Consider the following 14,624-nt stretch of genomic DNA (forward strand, 5'->3'; position numbering starts at 1 on the left):
ATCGCCTAAGCACTCCGAATCATTTGTGATACAAATGATTATAATTTGTTTCATTGAATTGATCAATATTTGCATCTTGGCTATGATGAGTTCATTCGAACGACGAGGTGAAGCCAAGATGAAAAAATTCTCACCGTTTCTAATGATTGCCGCTCTTTTTCTCGCGTCTTTAAACTTGCGGCCTGCCATCAATTCCGTTTCGCCGCTCTTGCAAGCCATTCGCCAAGAGCTCGGCATGAGCGCTTTTGCCGCCAGTTTGCTCACGTCGATCCCCGTGCTTTGCATGGGCGTTTTCTCGCCGCTGGCTGTCCGGTGGGGACGGCGGAAAGGGATCGAGCGCGTGATCGGTTGGTCGTTAGCCGTTATCGGGATCGGCAATGCGCTGCGGATTTTCGCGAATTCGACGTGGTCTCTGCTGCTTACGTCCTTTATCGCCGGCGTCGGCATCGCCGTGATCGGCCCGCTGCTGTCGGGATTTATCAAACAGCGCTTCCCTGCGAACGTGCCGGCCATGATCTCGGTGTACACGATCGCGCTTGCGCTGGGGGCGACGCTCGCCTCTGGCTTGTCCGTTCCGCTGCAAGCCCGGTTCCACTCGTGGCAAATCGCTCTGGCCGTCTGGGCTGTGCTGGCCGTTCTCGCACTGCCGCTATGGCGGTTGTCCGTTGCGCGGAAAGCGGAGCGACCGGACGCCGCAGCAAAGGCCGCCTCCGGCGCAAGCGCGAAGCTTCCTTGGCGCAACCGGAAAGCTTGGCTCCTGACCTTGTCTTTCGGCTTGCTGGGCATGCTGTTCTACTCCGTCACCGCCTGGCTGCCGCCTATCGTGCAAAGCATGGGCTACAGCAAACAATACGCGGGCACCGTCCTGACCGTTTTCTCCGTTACCCAAATTCCTGTAGGTCTGGCGCTGCCCGCGCTGCTAAGACGTTACCCGTCCCGTCTGTTTTGGCTGCTGCTCGGTTCGGTTTTGATGCTTGCCGGCTTTGTGATGACCGCGTTATCCGTGCTGCCGCTAATATCCGCTGTCTTGATCGGGCTCGGACCGGGAGTGCTGTTTCCGCTCAACCTGATGCTGCCGTTCGACGAGGCTGCCGATGCCCAGCAAGCTGCGGCCTGGTCGGCTATGACGCAATCGGCAGGCTATATCGTCAGCGCGCTTGGGCCGATCGTGCTCGGCCGGCTGCATGACGCTATGGGAGGAAGCTTCCTCCCCGTGATCGCCGGGATGATCGCAATCAATGTGCTTATGATGGCCGTGCAGCTTGCTATCGTGAAAGGAACCGTAACGGTCAAGCCGGTCAAGCATCGTTCAAACGGCAAAATCGTCGCGAATTAAACATACCGTCTCGACACGCAATGCTCTTTGGCCAGCCGGTAGCTGCTCAAATCGACGAGCTCGATGCATTTGCCCGACTCGGGGGAATGAATCATCTGCCCGTCGCCGGCATAAATGCCCACGTGGTGCACCGCTCCTTTGCCTTCCTCGTACGCAAAGAAGAGCAGGTCTCCCGGCTCGAGCTGCTCCCGCTCGACGAGCTGTCCGTGCCTCGCTTGCGCGGAGGCGTCCCGCGGAATCAACACTCCGGCATATTTGTGCATGCTGTAGGCGAATCCGGAGCAGTCGTAGCCGAAGGAAGACAAGCCGCCCCATAAATAAGGCAAGCCGAGAAAACGTTTCGCCTGCTCCACAACGGCGTGCCCGGCATGGCCACCGCCGGCGTCACGCCGGGGAGCCGCAGGCAGGCCGTCTGTCAGACGCACTTCGTCCGCCTTCATATAGGCTTCGCCGCCTTCCGGGGTATGCACTTTAATCCATTCTCCGCTTTGGTCCAGCACCGGAAGCGATGTCAGGAAGCTCAGCTCGAGCAGTTGCTCGGACGAATTATCCGGATTGGCGTACAGCCACGCCTTGTCGGCGATCACTTCCGCCCTCTTCGCTCCTGCCGGTGCTCCCGTCGCTTCCGCAAGCTGGCAGCGCGGCACCCAGCCCGGGTAGCCCAGCTCGTTCTTGGGCGTCGCCTGCTGAGGAATGAGCACTTGCACCCATTCCCCACGCTCCTCCGCCGCAAGCACCTCTGTCCCGTACAGGAGCTGCGACTGAACCCGGTTCGATTCGCACAAGTCCAGCCTGTCGTCCACCGTCATGCTCTCCAGCCATTCCCGAAGCCCCACGGGCCTCTGCAACGCCGGCGCATCGAGCTCGCGCGGAGATTCCGGCATCGTCCATACGGTAGCGACGGCAACGTTAACAACCATACGTTTCAATTCGCTCATAATCCCACTCCGACATTAGGTTGGCAATGGACGTCGCGAATGCCGAGACCGGCATCGCTTGGGAACGTCATTTTCCGGCCTTCGTACTTTACGCCGCCGACTACGATGTCGCTGAGCATCATAAGCGGTGCGTCGAAATCGAAACGCGTAATATTTTTCTTGCTCGCCGCCAAATGGGCCGCGGCCGAAATGGCTACGCGCGATTCGATCATGCTGCCCATCATGCACTCGACGCCGAATTCTTCGGCAATATGATTGATGATTTGCGCCTTGTAAATGCCGCCGGATTTCATCAGCTTAATATTGATCATATCGGCTGCGCGGCGTTTCAATACTTCGAACGCTTGCGCCGGCGAGAATACGGCTTCGTCCGCCATGACCGGCGTCTCCACCGAGTCGGTGACCGCCTTGAGCCCGTCGATGTCGTGCGCTTTTACCGGCTGCTCCACAAGCTCGATATCAAGCCCCAAATCTTCCATGCGGCGGATCGTGCGGATCGCATCCTTCACTTGCCAGCCCTGGTTCGCGTCAACGCGGATTTTGACCGCATTCCCTACGCAGCTGCGGATTTCCTTGATGCGCGCGATGTCTTCTTCGATGTTGTCTTTGCCGACTTTGATTTTCAGTACGTTGAAGCCTTCCTGCATGTACCGGATGGCGTCTTCTCCCATTTCCTTCGGCGAATTGACGCTGACCGTGTAATCGGTCTCGATCTCGTTCTTATAGCCGCCGAGGAACTGGTACAGAGGCACGCCGCAATGCTGCGCGACCAGATCGTACACGGCCATGTCGACAGCCGCTTTGGCGCTGCTGCTGCCGATCATCGACTGATGAACGTCCTGCAAAATGCGCTCGTAAGCGAGCAGGCTTTTCCCGACCAGCAGCGGCGTAAAAATGTTCACGATCGCCGCACGAATGCTTTCCAGGCTATCTCCGGTAATGACGACGGTCGCGGGCGCTTCTCCCCAACCGACGGCGCCGCTATCCGTTTGGATCCGGACGATGATGGACTCGGCCTCGTGCACGGTGCGCAGAGCCGTTTTGAATGGCTTCTTGAGCGGAGTGGACTGCCTCAGTACTTCCACGCTTTGTATGATCATGTTTGTGCCCTCCTTATGCCTCCACACCGGGTTCCGTAAATGTTAACGATTTGTCATGCGTGTTCAGGCGCGCCTCGATGCCGATCGGAACCGCGATGTTCGGCGAGCAGTGGCCGATTTTGAACCCGGCCAGCGTCGGCTTCCCCGCGGCAACGATATGGTCCTGCACAATTTGCTCCAGCGTAAGCGACTCTTTGCGCTTGTTCGGCTCGCAATTGCTGAAATCGCAAACCATAATCCCCGCCGCATCGGCGAACTTCCCGGCCAGTCTCATCTGGTTCAGCATCCGGTCGAGCCGGTAAGGCTCCTCGTCGATGTCTTCGATGAACAAAATTTTTCCTTTCGTATCCAGCTCATAAGGCGTGCCGAGCGTGCTGGCGATGAGGGAGATATTGCCGCCGACAACAGGGCCGCACGCCTCGCCCGCGACAAGAACTTGCAGCGGCGAGATGTCCTCGGTGTAGCGGACGGCCGCCGGCCGGACGAGCTGCTCGTAATTTTGCACCGTGAGCGGATGCGAATCGTGCTCCAAATCGACCAGCATCGGCCCGTGAAACGTAGTCAGGCCCGCGTACCGTCCGATGGCCGCATGCAAAAACGTAATGTCGCTGTAGCCCCAAAAAATTTTCGGATTGGCCCGGATAAGCCCGTAGTCGAGCCGGTCCGCGATGCGGCCGGTGCCGTAACCGCCACGGGCGCACACGATCGCCTTGATGTCCGGATCGGCGAACATGGCGTTCAGTTCTTGCGCCCGCTCCTCGTCCGTCCCCGACAAGTAGCCGTGCCGCTTGGACAACGTGCCGCCGAGCCGCACTTTGAGGCCCAGCTTCTCGAAGCAGGCTGCTGCCGCCTCCAGCTTCTCCCTGTCGCCCCAGCTCGCCGGAGCGGTGATTCCCACCGTATCTCCCAGATACAGCCGCTTTGGCTTGATCAGCCCGCTCATCACAGGTACTCCTTTCCCGCCGAATCGCTCGAAAAAAAAGGGGAGAAGCACCCATGGTCCGGGTGCCAACCCCTCTTTGTATGAGCAAGCTTATTTCATATCGGCCCACTTGAAGTCGATGAAACCGAATGGGTGAAGGACGACGCCCGTCACGTTATCGTTTTGCAAGTACACGTTGTTGTAGAAATAGAGCGGCAAGATCGGAGCTTCGTCCATCAGGATTTTCTCCGCGTCATGCATCATTTTGAAGCGTTTGGCGTCATCCGGTTCATTATATGCGTCTTTGATCAGTTTGTCGTACTGATCGTTCTTCCAGCCTGTGCGGCTGAACGGGTTCGTCGACTGGAAGCCGTCCAGGAAGTTGATCGGATCGGCGAAGTCCGGCAGGAACGAAGAACGGGACAGCTGCAGCTGCAGCGCCTTTTGCTCCGTCGTCAATACTTTGCCTTCTTTGTTTTGCAGCTTCACGTCGACTCCCAGATTGTCCTTGAACATCGCTTGCAGCGCCTGGGCGATGCGCTGGCTCTCGTCGTTCGTGTTGTACGTCAGCGTCACTTCAGGCAGCGTCGTGTAGCCGGCCTCCTGCATGCCTTTGGCGAGCAGGTTCTTGGCCTGAGCGGCATCGAACTTGATCAGATCGCCGCCGACGGTACGGAAGTCTCCGCCCGCAGGATCTTTCAGACCCGGAGAGACGTAGCCGACTGCCGGCTTTTGCTTTTTCTTGAGCACCAGATCGACCAGCTTCTGGCGGTCGACGGCAGCTACGAACGCTTTGCGGATGTTGACGTTGTCGAAAGGCTTCATTTTTGTGTTGAAGCGGTAGAACGCCGTTCCGGCGCCGTCTTCGACCTTGACTTTGTTGTCGGCGAACAGCTTGTCGCTCATATCGGCCGGGAACGGTCCGGTCGTGTTTGACACGTTGAGCTCGCCGGTGCTGAACAGCTGGTAAGCGGTGCTGGAATCGTTGACCATTTTGTACGTAACGCCGTCCAGCTTCACGTTCGCCGCATCCCAGTACTTGTCGTTTTTCACCATTTTCAGCTCGCTGTCGTGCTTCCATTCGGTAATCGTGAACGGCCCGTTGCTGACGATGGTGGAAGCTTCGCCGGCCCATTTCGGATTTTTCTCCACAACGGCTTTGTTGACCGGGAAGAAGGCGGGGCTGGACACGAGGCTGAGCATCCAGGATGCCGGCTGCGCCAGCGTAATCTCGAGCGTCTTGTCGTCAACGGCTTTGATTTTCACGCCGTCAACCGGGCCTTTGCCGGAGTTGTACGCTTCCGCGCCTTCGATCGGATAGGCGAGGAACGCGGCGTCGGACGCCGTCTTCGGATCGAGCAGGCGCTTCCAGGCGTACTCGAAGTCGCCGGCGGTTACCGGATCGCCGTTCGACCATTTGATGCCGTCGCGAAGGGCGAACGTGTATTTCTTGCCGTCGGCGGAAACTTTCCACTCTTTCGCCATGGCCGGCTCCGGAGACTGGTTTTTGCCGAGTCGGGTCAAGCCTTCGAACGCGTTGTTGACAATGTCGTAAGACACTTGGTCGAAGCCGATCGGCGGGTCCATGGAGGTCGGTTCTTTGTTGTTGTTGTAGACGACAATTTTCGGCTTGGCCGCCGTTTTGCCGGCTTCCGCCTTCGTTCCGGTCGCTGGCGTTCCTGCGGCGTTCCCGGCATCCGGCGTTTTGCTGCAGCCAGCCAGTACCGTGCCTAGCAGCAAGGCGCAGCTGACGAGCAGTGCTGATGTTTTTTTCATGTACACTTCTCCCCTTCATGAAAGTTGGTGATTTATCCTAGTGCCGATTACCCGTTGCTCGCAATCGGCGGCTGGAATACTTGTTTGGCCCGCGGATCGTGCAGCCAGCAGGCTGACGAATGGGTCGCGGAATGGGCCGTCCGCTCCGGCGCGTGCGCTCCGCACACCTCCATCGCATTGCTGCAGCGCGCGGCAAAAGCGCACCCTCGAGGCGGCGCGAACAGATCCGGCGGCGTGCCCGGAATCGGGGTGAGCGGCTTGGAACGGTCCGTGTCGAGGCGCGGCATGGACGCCAGCAGCCCTTTCGTATACGGGTGCTGCGGGTGCCGGAACAGCTCGTCCACCGTGCCGCTTTCCACAATTTCCCCGGCGTACATGACGTTGACGCGGTCGGCCATGTTGGCGACAACGCCGAGATCGTGCGTAATGATGATGATCGCGACGCCGGTTTTCTCCTGCAGCATGCGGAACAGGTCGATGATTTGCGCCTGAATCGTCACGTCCAGCGCCGTTGTCGGCTCGTCGGCGATAAGCACGGACGGGCTGCATACCGCCGCCATCGCGATCATGATGCGCTGCCTCATGCCGCCGCTGAATTCGTGCAAGTGCTGCTTCAGCCGCGTCTCGGGGCTGGTGATGCCGACAAGCCCGAGCATTTCGATCGCTTGCTTGCGCGCTTCGGCGCGGCTTATTTTCCGGTGGCGGATGATGCCTTCCATAATTTGCTCGCCGATTGTAATTGTCGGATTCAGGGCGGTCATCGCATCCTGGAAAATCATCGAAATTTCCGAGCCTCGCAGCTCGCGCATTTGTTTCTCGCTCAGCCCGGTCAATTCCTGGCCCTTGAAGCGGATGCTGCCTTGGCGAATGCTGGCGCTATGCTCGGGAAGGAGGCGCATCATGCTGCGCGCGGTAACGCTTTTGCCGCAGCCGGATTCGCCGACGATAGCCAGCGTCTCGCCTTCGCGCAGCGTGAAGCTGACGCCGCGGACCGCCTTGACTTCGCCGCCGAACGTTTTGAAGGAGACGTGGAGATTATCCACTTCGAGCAGAACGTCGGGTGTGCTTTTGAATGTCATTCGGCTCTACCTCCTCTGCTTCGGGTTGAAGGCGTCCTGCAAGCCGTCGCCTACGAGATTGAAAGCCAGCATCGTAACCGAAATGAAGAACGCCGGGAAAAACAGCCGCCACCAATGGCCGGACAAAATCGTCGGCAAGCCGTCGTTGGCCATCGCCCCCCAGCTCGCCAGCGGCGGCTGAATGCCGAGGCCGAGGAAGCTGAGGAACGCCTCGGCGAAAATCGCCGAAGGAACGGAGAACGTCACCTGCACGATAATGACGCCGAGCGCGTTGGGCAGCAGATGCTTGCGGATAATGTAGCCGGCGCTGCCGCCGAGCGATCGCGCCGCAAGCACGTACTCGGCCGACTTCAGGCTGAGCACTTGCCCGCGCACGATGCGGGCCATGCCGGTCCAGCCGGTGGCGCTGAGCGCGACGATAATCGTCAGGAGACCGGGACCCATCACGACCATGAGCAATATGACGATGAGCAAGTAAGGGATGCCGTACAGCAGATCGACAAAGCGCATCATGATATTGTCGACACGCCCTCCCAGGTAGCCGGAAATGCCGCCGTACACCATGCCGATGAGCAAATCGATAAGCGCCGCCATCAGCCCGATGAACAGCGAGATGCGGGCGCCGTACAGGATGCGGGCGTAGACGTCGCGGCCGAGATCGTCGGTGCCGAACCAGTGCACGGCCGAAGGCTTCTGGTTCGCGTCGAGCAGCGATTGCTTCGAATAGCTTTGATCCGTCAAGCTCGGGCCGAAAATGGCCAGCAGCGCAACGAGGACGATGACGATCAGGCCCAGCATGGCCAGCTTGTTGCTCAGCAGCCGGTGCCACGCTTCCTGCCAGAACGACAGGCGCGGCCGTACAATCGCTTCCGAAGCTTCCGCGCTCTTCGCCATAGGAACAAATAAAGAATCCGGGACGCTCACGTTAACCCTCCTTCTTGTGCAGCTTGATGCGGGGATCGATGAGGCCGTAGGCGATGTCCACCACGAACATCATGAAGACGAGAAGCGCGCTGTAAAATACGGTCGTGCCCATAATGAGCGAATAGTCGCGGTTGTTGATGCCGTCGACGAAATATTTGCCCATGCCCGGTATGGCGAAAATTTTCTCGATGACGAAGCTCCCCGTCAGCACGTTCGCCACCAGGGCGCCGAGCAGCGTCACGACCGGCAAAATCGCATTGCGCAGCGCATGCTTGATTACGATCGTCGCCGGCGACAGCCCTTTGGCCCGCGCCGTTTCGATATAATCGGCCGTCAGCACTTCGAGCATGTTAGCCCTGGTCATTCTGGCGATGAGCGCCAGCGGACCGGTCGAGAGCGCAAGCGCAGGCAGGATCACGTGCTTCCAGCTGCCCCACGTCGCTACCGGCAGCAGCTTCCAGTCGACCGCCACGTATTTGATCAGCAGCGTTGCGACGATGAAGTTGGGCACGGCGATACCGATCACGGCGAACACCATCGCGGCATAATCGATCAGCCGGTTGTGCCGTAGCGCCGCTATCGTCCCGAGCGCAATGCCCGAGATGACGGCGAAAGCGATCGACACCATGCCGAGCTGGAACGAAACGGGGAATCCCCGGTCGATCATCGAATTGACCGTGTCGGGGAAATGGCCGATGGACGGCCCGAGATCGAGCGACAGCAGCGCCTTCAAATAAAGCCCGTATTGGGTAAGCAGCGGCTTGTCCAAATGGTAAAACGCCATCAAATTTTGCACGGCGGTCGGATTCGCGCCTTTGCCGTCTTTTTCGAACGGCGAGCCCGGCACCGCATGCATCAGGAAAAACGTAATCGTAATAATGAGCCACAGCGTGACGATCATCGAGACGAATCTGCGGACTATATACCTGGTCATGCCGTCACCCGCTTCTTAACAAAATGCCGTTCTCATCGCCAGCTCCGTCATGACCAGCATCGCTTGGTAAGCTTCCAGAATGTTTTTGGCCTGGAACGTGACGACGGGGCTGTTCGCATCGATCGCCGTTCCCGGCATCAAGTGAGCCCATTCGGCCTGGCCGTAGTTGGCGAACTCGATCGACAGCACCGGATTCGCCGGCGGCACGAGCGGCTTCACGTCAGCGCGGTTCGCGAGCGCCTTCTTCGTCTTCGCCCGCAGCAGCTCGCCGCTTTTTTCCGGGGTAAGGCAAAGCGCCGACGTGCGCGAAATGTACTTCTTCACAACCGCCGTCGTTACGCCCGGGATGAGCTCCTCCGCTTCGCGCGCCGTCTCGTCGTCGCCGGCCACGAGCAGCACCGGCACGCCGTAATGTCCTGCTACGAATGCGTTAAAACCGAGCTCGCCGATCGCCGTATCGTTAATGTACATATTGCGCACGCCGAAAATCATCGTATGGCTCAGCACGCCTTTGCGGGCTGCGCGGGTATGGTACCCGAGAAAAGCTGCGCCCGCGAACGAAGCATCGAGCCCCTGCACCATGGAAAACGGCTTGACGTCGCCGGAAATGAGCTGCGCCTCCGGATGAAGCCGCTCGATGAGCAAATTGTTCATTTTCGAATGGCTGTCGTTGACGACGACTTCCTTGCAGCCTTGTTCAAAAGCGGTGCCGATCACGTGATTCGCTTCGTCCGTCATGATGTGCTGGCCGCGGTTGTAATTGTACTGCCGCGAATCCACGAACGTAGGGTCTACAAGACCGGTAATGCCTTCCATATCGATCGAAATATACAGTTTCAAAGGGATTCCTCCTGTGCGATTGGAATAGAAAAACCCAGACAAACGGCTCTAAAGGAGCGCCATGCTACCATGTGCATCCTCGATCGCCATCTGCTGGGTTTTATTTACGGGTATGTCGCTTATGTCGCCATACGGATAAATAAAGCAGCTTACACTGTGCCGGAAGGCTCGGAGCCCGGATCTTCGCGACTGTTCAGTGCCGATTTGTATTTTTTTTGCGCATCCTTGTATGCCACGATCAGCGCTTTCTGCGAGGAACCGTGATAGCGGCGGCGGATTTCGGCGGCTACGGTGTCGAACAGAAGCATATTGTGGCCGATAAAGATGGAGCGGACAAACTCCGAAGTGAGCGGAATCGTGGACGAGCAGCCGGCGTCGATAATTTTGTGGCTTGTCGTATCGACGACGAGTCCGATAAAAAAGGCGCTGAACTGCTGGGTGATCGGATTGTTCACGGACGCTTGCGCATCGCCGATCACATAAATCGTATCTTTGTCGTACAACGTCTGTCCACTCTCCTTGTCAGCATTTTGTACGGTTTCCGCACGGGATGTGGGAAGGGAAACGCTTCCCACGACCGGTGGATGCCAAAACGCCAACGGCGGTGTAATATAGTCTAACATTGCAATAACATGTTGTAAATAACGAATGTTTTCCTGCCGATTGACCTGGTGTTATTGGATAAAGACGTCATACAGCAATCGGGCCAGCTCTTCCTCCGCCTCAAAATATACTCCTTGCCCTTTGCGCTGGACAAGCCCGTTCATGATAAGAATGAAGCCCCAACGTTCCCGCTCGTGGAAATACATGTCGCTGAGCAGACCGTATGCGTCTCCGGCATGCCCTATCAATCTGTGCCCGGGAATCAGGTCGTCCGTTAGTTGGAACTGGAGCCCGCTATTGCGGAAAAATCCTTCGCTTCGGTACCCTGTCCAATGAGCTTGGTGCATGAGCTCGGCGGTTTCCGGCTGCAGGATTCGCACGCCTTCCCGCTCGCCTTTGTTCGCGTGCGCTTCGAGAAACCGGGTCAAGTCGCGCACGCTCGTTCTGAGTCCGCCTTGCGGGCTGAACAGCGCGCCGTTCGTGCCCGGCACATAGCCGCTGTAATCGATAGGATCCGGCTTCTTGCCCTGGTAATCGTCCGTACTGACGGCGAAGGAGTCTGTTTCTTGCGCATATTCGTATAGCGTGGCGATATCGTCCGTATGCTCGAAATATTGGATGTTGAAGCTGGTCTCGTTCATTTGCAGCGGCTCGAACAGATGGTTGCGGCAGTACAAGTCGAAACGCTCTCGCGAAAGCTTCTCCACGACCGTCGCCAAAATGACGGCGCCGACGTTCGAATATTCGAACCGGCTCGGGTCGCCCGGCTCTCCGTCGCCCCAGAGGCGGTCCGTATAGTAAGTTCCGCCCGGCAACAGCAATTCCGTAAGCTTGATCTTGGGCGGATTTTCGCTGCGCGAATCGACGACAAACCGCACGTATTCGTCCTGCAGGCCGGACGTATGAGTCATCATATGTTTCAGCGTTATCGGCGAGTTCGGATGATTCGGGTTGCGGACCGGAAAACCGAGAATGTCGCCGACGTCCTGGTCGATGCTGCACAAGCCCTTTTCCGCAAGCTGCATGACCGCCGTCGCGACTACCGTCTTCGATATGGAGGCGATCCGGAACGCGGAATGGTCCGTAACCGGTATGCGTCCGGCGATATTCGCCCATCCGTAGCCGCCGCTCCACACTTGGTGCCCTTCCTTCATAACAGAGGCGGCGAGCCCGACGATCCGGTGCTTGTCCAGCAGCTGCCGGATGCGTTCATCCAAGTAATTCAAGGTGGGCCCCCTTCGTCAAGCTATGTATGTAAAGCAAATATGAAGTTTTACTTCTATTATAAACAAGTATGTCGGCACTGGGTAGCATTTTTTGCGGCTGTAGAATTCCTTTATATGGGGGAGATGTCCGATTTTGGTTCCTGCGCTGATCGAACGGACGCCAGCACCTTTGCCGCCCGCGCCACACTTTCTTTCGTCCACGCCGGTGTTCGCGGATCATTCATGACTTCGTCGTACGTCATCCAGTAGACCGCCTCGACCTCATCGGGGCTTTTGCAGCACGCGGTTCCGGCGCCGTCTTCGCACAAGAAAACGACATTGACGACATGTTGCCCGCGATCCGTAACGAACGAAGAGCTGTACACATAGTGCACGGTTTCCTTGATCTCGATGCCAACCTCTTCGAAAATTTCCCGTTTCACGGTTTTCTCCAAAATGTCGGCTGTGGGTCCGTCCGCATCCGCCTTGCCGCCGACAAGCGACAACGTTCCTCCGGCATGATCTTCCTTGGCGCTGCGCTTGATGATCAGCCATCGGTCATCATGGACGACCGCACCCTCGACATTGACGATGAACAATTGTTTTCCTCCTTGCGATAGAGTTGCTGCAATTTCATTATAATTCTTGTGTCCTCGTGCCGGGAGTGGCTGTACTTTTCATGGCGATTCTGTTGCGGGGCTCATTTAACTTTTGCCAATCACAAATTTCAAGAGAAGCCAGCAAACAAGGACAGACAGCCAGGAAATAAAGCCGAACACCATGACGATCCGGTTCTCGCTCCAGCCGTACTTGAGGCTGAAGTGGAAATGGATAGGCGTCATCCGGAACAGCCGCAGCTTCGTCCGCTTGTAGTACCACACCTGCAGGATGACCGAAAGCTGTTCCGCCAAATATACCGAAAACAGGATCGGGATCAAAATCTCGACCTTCTCGATAACAGCCAAAAAAGAAAGGGAGCCTCCGATCGCCATCGATCCGGTATCGCCCATAAACGCTCGCGCGGGATAAATATTGTAAAGAAACAGGCCCAGCAGACAGCCGATCATGACGAGCGAAAACGTCTGTACTTCAGGTTTGTCGGAAATCAAGAAAAAGAAAAAATAAGTCGGGATCGCAACATTGATCAATAGCCCGTCCAGTCCGTCCGTAAAATTGATGGCATTCGCAGAGCCAACGATGAAGAGCAGCATGATGATGATATATACGTATATGGGCAGATGCAGCTGGAACCCGTGGAACAGCGTAATGTCGCTGGTCAGCGAGAACCAACGGAACAATATGAACAGCAGCACGGCGGTAAACGCGAATTGAAACACCAGTTTCGTACGCCCGGAAATACCTGACGGGTCTTGCCACGCGGCCTTTTTGAAATCGTCCATAAAGCCGACCGAGCTGAACAGAAGGAATGTGGCACATAACAAAACCGTCAGAGGTGCGGGATGAAACTGCAGCGACATTGCCACGCCGACAAGCAAAATGAGGCCAGCCATCAGCGGCGTCCCGCGCTTGGCCTGATGGTCGGGAGGCAGCTCCGCGCGAATCGGCTGCGTCAGTTTTAACGTGCGCAGCGCCCAAATGAGCAGCGGCGTGAACATCGCCACCAGCAAAAATGATAGACCGGATACACCCAAAATCCCGAACATGCATGAAACACCGCTTTCCGTACGGATGATCATTTTTTACTATTGTAATTCGCCGACGTGGACAAATATTCCTTTTCCCTGCGAAACAAACAGGGCTGCTCCAAAATCGCCGACCTTCTCGATTCAGCAAAAAGGCACGAAGCCCCTACGGCTCCGTGCCTTCCCATCTAAGCTCTTCTCTCGCTACAGCCTGATCGCCGTCGATACGGATGCGGCGGCGATTTCCTCCGCCGTCACTTCGCGGCCGAGCTTGTCGGACAAATAAATGCCTTCGCTGATCAGCATCGTGCTTAAGGCGATTCGCGCCGTCGGCAGCAGCTCGACCCTGCCTTGTAAGGCAGCGAGCCAGTGGTGCTGCGACGAGTCGTAGGCGTCCTGGTTGGCGCGGAGCTGGTGCCAGCGGTAATCCATCGCGTTCAAGTCGAAAGTAGCGTTCATATTCATATCGCTCAGCGTCGCATGATAACTGAACGGCGACAGGCGCACACCGCCCTGCGAGCCGACAATGCTGCTTCCTTCAAAGCCGTCAAGCTGGATCGCCCAAGCCTCGATAATGTCCAGCGTCGCTCCGCCGGAGAAGCGCACCAGCCGAGGCCGAGCTCCTCCACGTTGTAGCCGCTCGTCTCCCGGCGCGCCTCGTCCATATCCGTCTCCTGATACGTTTTGCCGCTCACCCGCTCCACCTGCGGCAGGCCAAGCAAATATACAATTTGCGAAATGTGGTAAATGCCCATATCGAACAGCGCGCCGCCGGCGGACACTTCTTTCCGCACGAACGACGGGGCGCCGTAGCCGTCCACGTAAGGCCGCCCGCGCCGGCGGAAGCCCGTCGACCGGGCATGGTACAGCTTGCCGAGCTTGCCATCGTCGATGAGCGCTTTGGCGGCCTTCGTCTCCTTCGAGTATAGGGTGGCGATCTGGATATGCAGCATCCGGCCCGTTTCCTCCGCGCATTCGAGCATCGCCTTGCCGTCCGCATACGAACCGGCAATCGGCTTCTCGCAATACACGTGCTTGCCTGCCCGCAGGGCGGCAATCGTCATCGGCGCATGAAAATTGTTATGCAGGCACACGTCGACGGCTTCGATGTCGTCCCGCGCCAGCAGCTCGCGGAAATCGGTGTAGCGGTGCGCAATGCCGTATTGGTCCGCGACGCGCCCGAGCTCCTGCTCGTTGACATCGGCCGCTGCGACAACCTGGACGCCTTCCAGCTTGGCGTATTCATCCAGATGATGCTTGCCGATTTGCCCGACGCCGATAATCCCGATCCGTTTCGGTTCCATGAAGAATTCCCCTCTCCTTG

General features: G+C 57.6%; 15 protein-coding genes. 1 reads left to right on the forward strand and 14 read right to left on the reverse strand.

The genetic code is table 11. The features are described from left to right. Window positions 1–118 precede the first annotated feature (118 nt). Window positions 119–1,336 carry an MFS transporter gene (locus SD70_RS23075; protein WP_041050097.1) on the forward strand — a complete coding sequence of 406 codons (1,218 nt, stop codon included), beginning with the start codon at window positions 119–121 and terminating at the stop codon, window positions 1,334–1,336. Here SD70_RS23075 and SD70_RS23080 read toward each other — a convergent pair. The 14 genes from SD70_RS23080 to SD70_RS23140 all read right to left on the reverse strand — a co-directional run bounded on the left by SD70_RS23080 (window position 1,333) and on the right by SD70_RS23140 (window position 14,604). Continuing rightward, entirely contained in the window at window positions 1,333–2,274 is a 942-nt protein-coding gene (locus SD70_RS23080; protein ID WP_041050099.1) for a C40 family peptidase, read from the reverse strand. The two genes, SD70_RS23075 and SD70_RS23080, sit on opposite strands and share 4 nt — an antisense overlap. Further along, window positions 2,271–3,374, reverse strand: coding sequence for a dipeptide epimerase (locus tag SD70_RS23085; protein WP_041050101.1), 1,104 nt, complete (start codon window positions 3,372–3,374; stop codon window positions 2,271–2,273). The genes SD70_RS23080 and SD70_RS23085 overlap by 4 nt, the downstream gene beginning before the upstream one ends. Window positions 3,375–3,387: 13 nt before the next feature. Continuing rightward, window positions 3,388–4,317: a S66 peptidase family protein gene (locus SD70_RS23090; protein ID WP_041050102.1), complete on the reverse strand. Its 930-nt coding sequence runs from the start codon at window positions 4,315–4,317 to the stop codon at window positions 3,388–3,390. Window positions 4,318–4,407: 90 nt separating this feature from the next. Then, window positions 4,408–6,072 (reverse strand): peptide ABC transporter substrate-binding protein, encoded by a 1,665-nt coding sequence (locus SD70_RS23095; RefSeq protein ID WP_041050104.1) that lies wholly within the window; start codon window positions 6,070–6,072, stop codon window positions 4,408–4,410. A gap of 47 nt (window positions 6,073–6,119) precedes the next feature. Beyond that, window positions 6,120–7,151: an ABC transporter ATP-binding protein gene (locus SD70_RS23100; protein ID WP_041050106.1), complete on the reverse strand. Its 1,032-nt coding sequence runs from the start codon at window positions 7,149–7,151 to the stop codon at window positions 6,120–6,122. 6 nt (window positions 7,152–7,157) lie between these two features. Next, a complete protein-coding gene (locus SD70_RS23105) occupies window positions 7,158–8,075 on the reverse strand; it encodes an ABC transporter permease (RefSeq protein WP_041050108.1) in 918 nt (305 codons plus the stop codon). A 1-nt stretch (window position 8,076) separates the two neighbouring features. After that, window positions 8,077–9,009, reverse strand: coding sequence for an ABC transporter permease (locus SD70_RS23110; RefSeq protein ID WP_041050110.1), 933 nt, complete (start codon window positions 9,007–9,009; stop codon window positions 8,077–8,079). 15 nt (window positions 9,010–9,024) lie between these two features. Further along, on the reverse strand, window positions 9,025–9,849 hold the full coding sequence (locus SD70_RS23115) for a M55 family metallopeptidase (RefSeq protein WP_041050111.1): 825 nt from the start codon (window positions 9,847–9,849) through the stop codon (window positions 9,025–9,027). 149 nt (window positions 9,850–9,998) lie between these two features. Then, on the reverse strand, window positions 9,999–10,352 hold the full coding sequence (locus tag SD70_RS23120; protein ID WP_041050113.1) for a DUF3870 domain-containing protein: 354 nt from the start codon (window positions 10,350–10,352) through the stop codon (window positions 9,999–10,001). A gap of 171 nt (window positions 10,353–10,523) precedes the next feature. After that, window positions 10,524–11,678 (reverse strand): serine hydrolase domain-containing protein, encoded by a 1,155-nt coding sequence (locus tag SD70_RS23125; RefSeq protein WP_041050115.1) that lies wholly within the window; start codon window positions 11,676–11,678, stop codon window positions 10,524–10,526. 110 nt (window positions 11,679–11,788) lie between these two features. Beyond that, window positions 11,789–12,256: an NUDIX hydrolase gene (locus tag SD70_RS23130; RefSeq protein ID WP_041050117.1), complete on the reverse strand. Its 468-nt coding sequence runs from the start codon at window positions 12,254–12,256 to the stop codon at window positions 11,789–11,791. Between the two features lie 105 nt (window positions 12,257–12,361). Continuing rightward, window positions 12,362–13,321: a phospho-N-acetylmuramoyl-pentapeptide-transferase gene (gene mraY / locus SD70_RS23135; protein WP_041050120.1), complete on the reverse strand. Its 960-nt coding sequence runs from the start codon at window positions 13,319–13,321 to the stop codon at window positions 12,362–12,364. Between the two features lie 183 nt (window positions 13,322–13,504). Beyond that, a complete protein-coding gene (locus tag SD70_RS38465) occupies window positions 13,505–13,759 on the reverse strand; it encodes a hypothetical protein (RefSeq protein WP_231571441.1) in 255 nt (84 codons plus the stop codon). Window positions 13,760–13,770: 11 nt separating this feature from the next. Further along, window positions 13,771–14,604, reverse strand: a complete 834-nt coding sequence (locus tag SD70_RS23140) for a Gfo/Idh/MocA family protein (protein ID WP_231571442.1) — start codon at window positions 14,602–14,604, stop codon at window positions 13,771–13,773. Window positions 14,605–14,624 lie beyond the last annotated feature (20 nt).

The sequence above is a fragment of the Gordoniibacillus kamchatkensis genome (genome assembly GCF_000829455.1).
In the GTDB taxonomy this organism is placed as follows: Bacteria; Bacillota; Bacilli; order Paenibacillales; family NBRC-103111; genus Gordoniibacillus; species Gordoniibacillus kamchatkensis.

What these genes read in the sequence shown, in the direction of transcription:
- SD70_RS23090 (WP_041050102.1), bottom strand. Translation starts at nt 4,317, where the DNA reads ATGAGCGGGCTGATCAAGCCAAAGCGGCTGTATCTGGGAGATACGGTG.
- SD70_RS38465 (WP_231571441.1), bottom strand. Translation starts at nt 13,759, where the DNA reads ATGAACGCTACTTTCGACTTGAACGCGATGGATTACCGCTGGCACCAG.
- mraY (WP_041050120.1), bottom strand. Translation starts at nt 13,321, where the DNA reads ATGTTCGGGATTTTGGGTGTATCCGGTCTATCATTTTTGCTGGTGGCG.
- SD70_RS23110 (WP_041050110.1), bottom strand. Translation starts at nt 9,009, where the DNA reads ATGACCAGGTATATAGTCCGCAGATTCGTCTCGATGATCGTCACGCTG.
- SD70_RS23100 (WP_041050106.1), bottom strand. Translation starts at nt 7,151, where the DNA reads ATGACATTCAAAAGCACACCCGACGTTCTGCTCGAAGTGGATAATCTC.
- SD70_RS23095 (WP_041050104.1), bottom strand. Translation starts at nt 6,072, where the DNA reads ATGAAAAAAACATCAGCACTGCTCGTCAGCTGCGCCTTGCTGCTAGGC.
- SD70_RS23080 (WP_041050099.1), bottom strand. Translation starts at nt 2,274, where the DNA reads ATGAGCGAATTGAAACGTATGGTTGTTAACGTTGCCGTCGCTACCGTA.
- SD70_RS23075 (WP_041050097.1), top strand. Translation starts at nt 119, where the DNA reads ATGAAAAAATTCTCACCGTTTCTAATGATTGCCGCTCTTTTTCTCGCG.
- SD70_RS23140 (WP_231571442.1), bottom strand. Translation starts at nt 14,604, where the DNA reads ATGGAACCGAAACGGATCGGGATTATCGGCGTCGGGCAAATCGGCAAG.
- SD70_RS23085 (WP_041050101.1), bottom strand. Translation starts at nt 3,374, where the DNA reads ATGATCATACAAAGCGTGGAAGTACTGAGGCAGTCCACTCCGCTCAAG.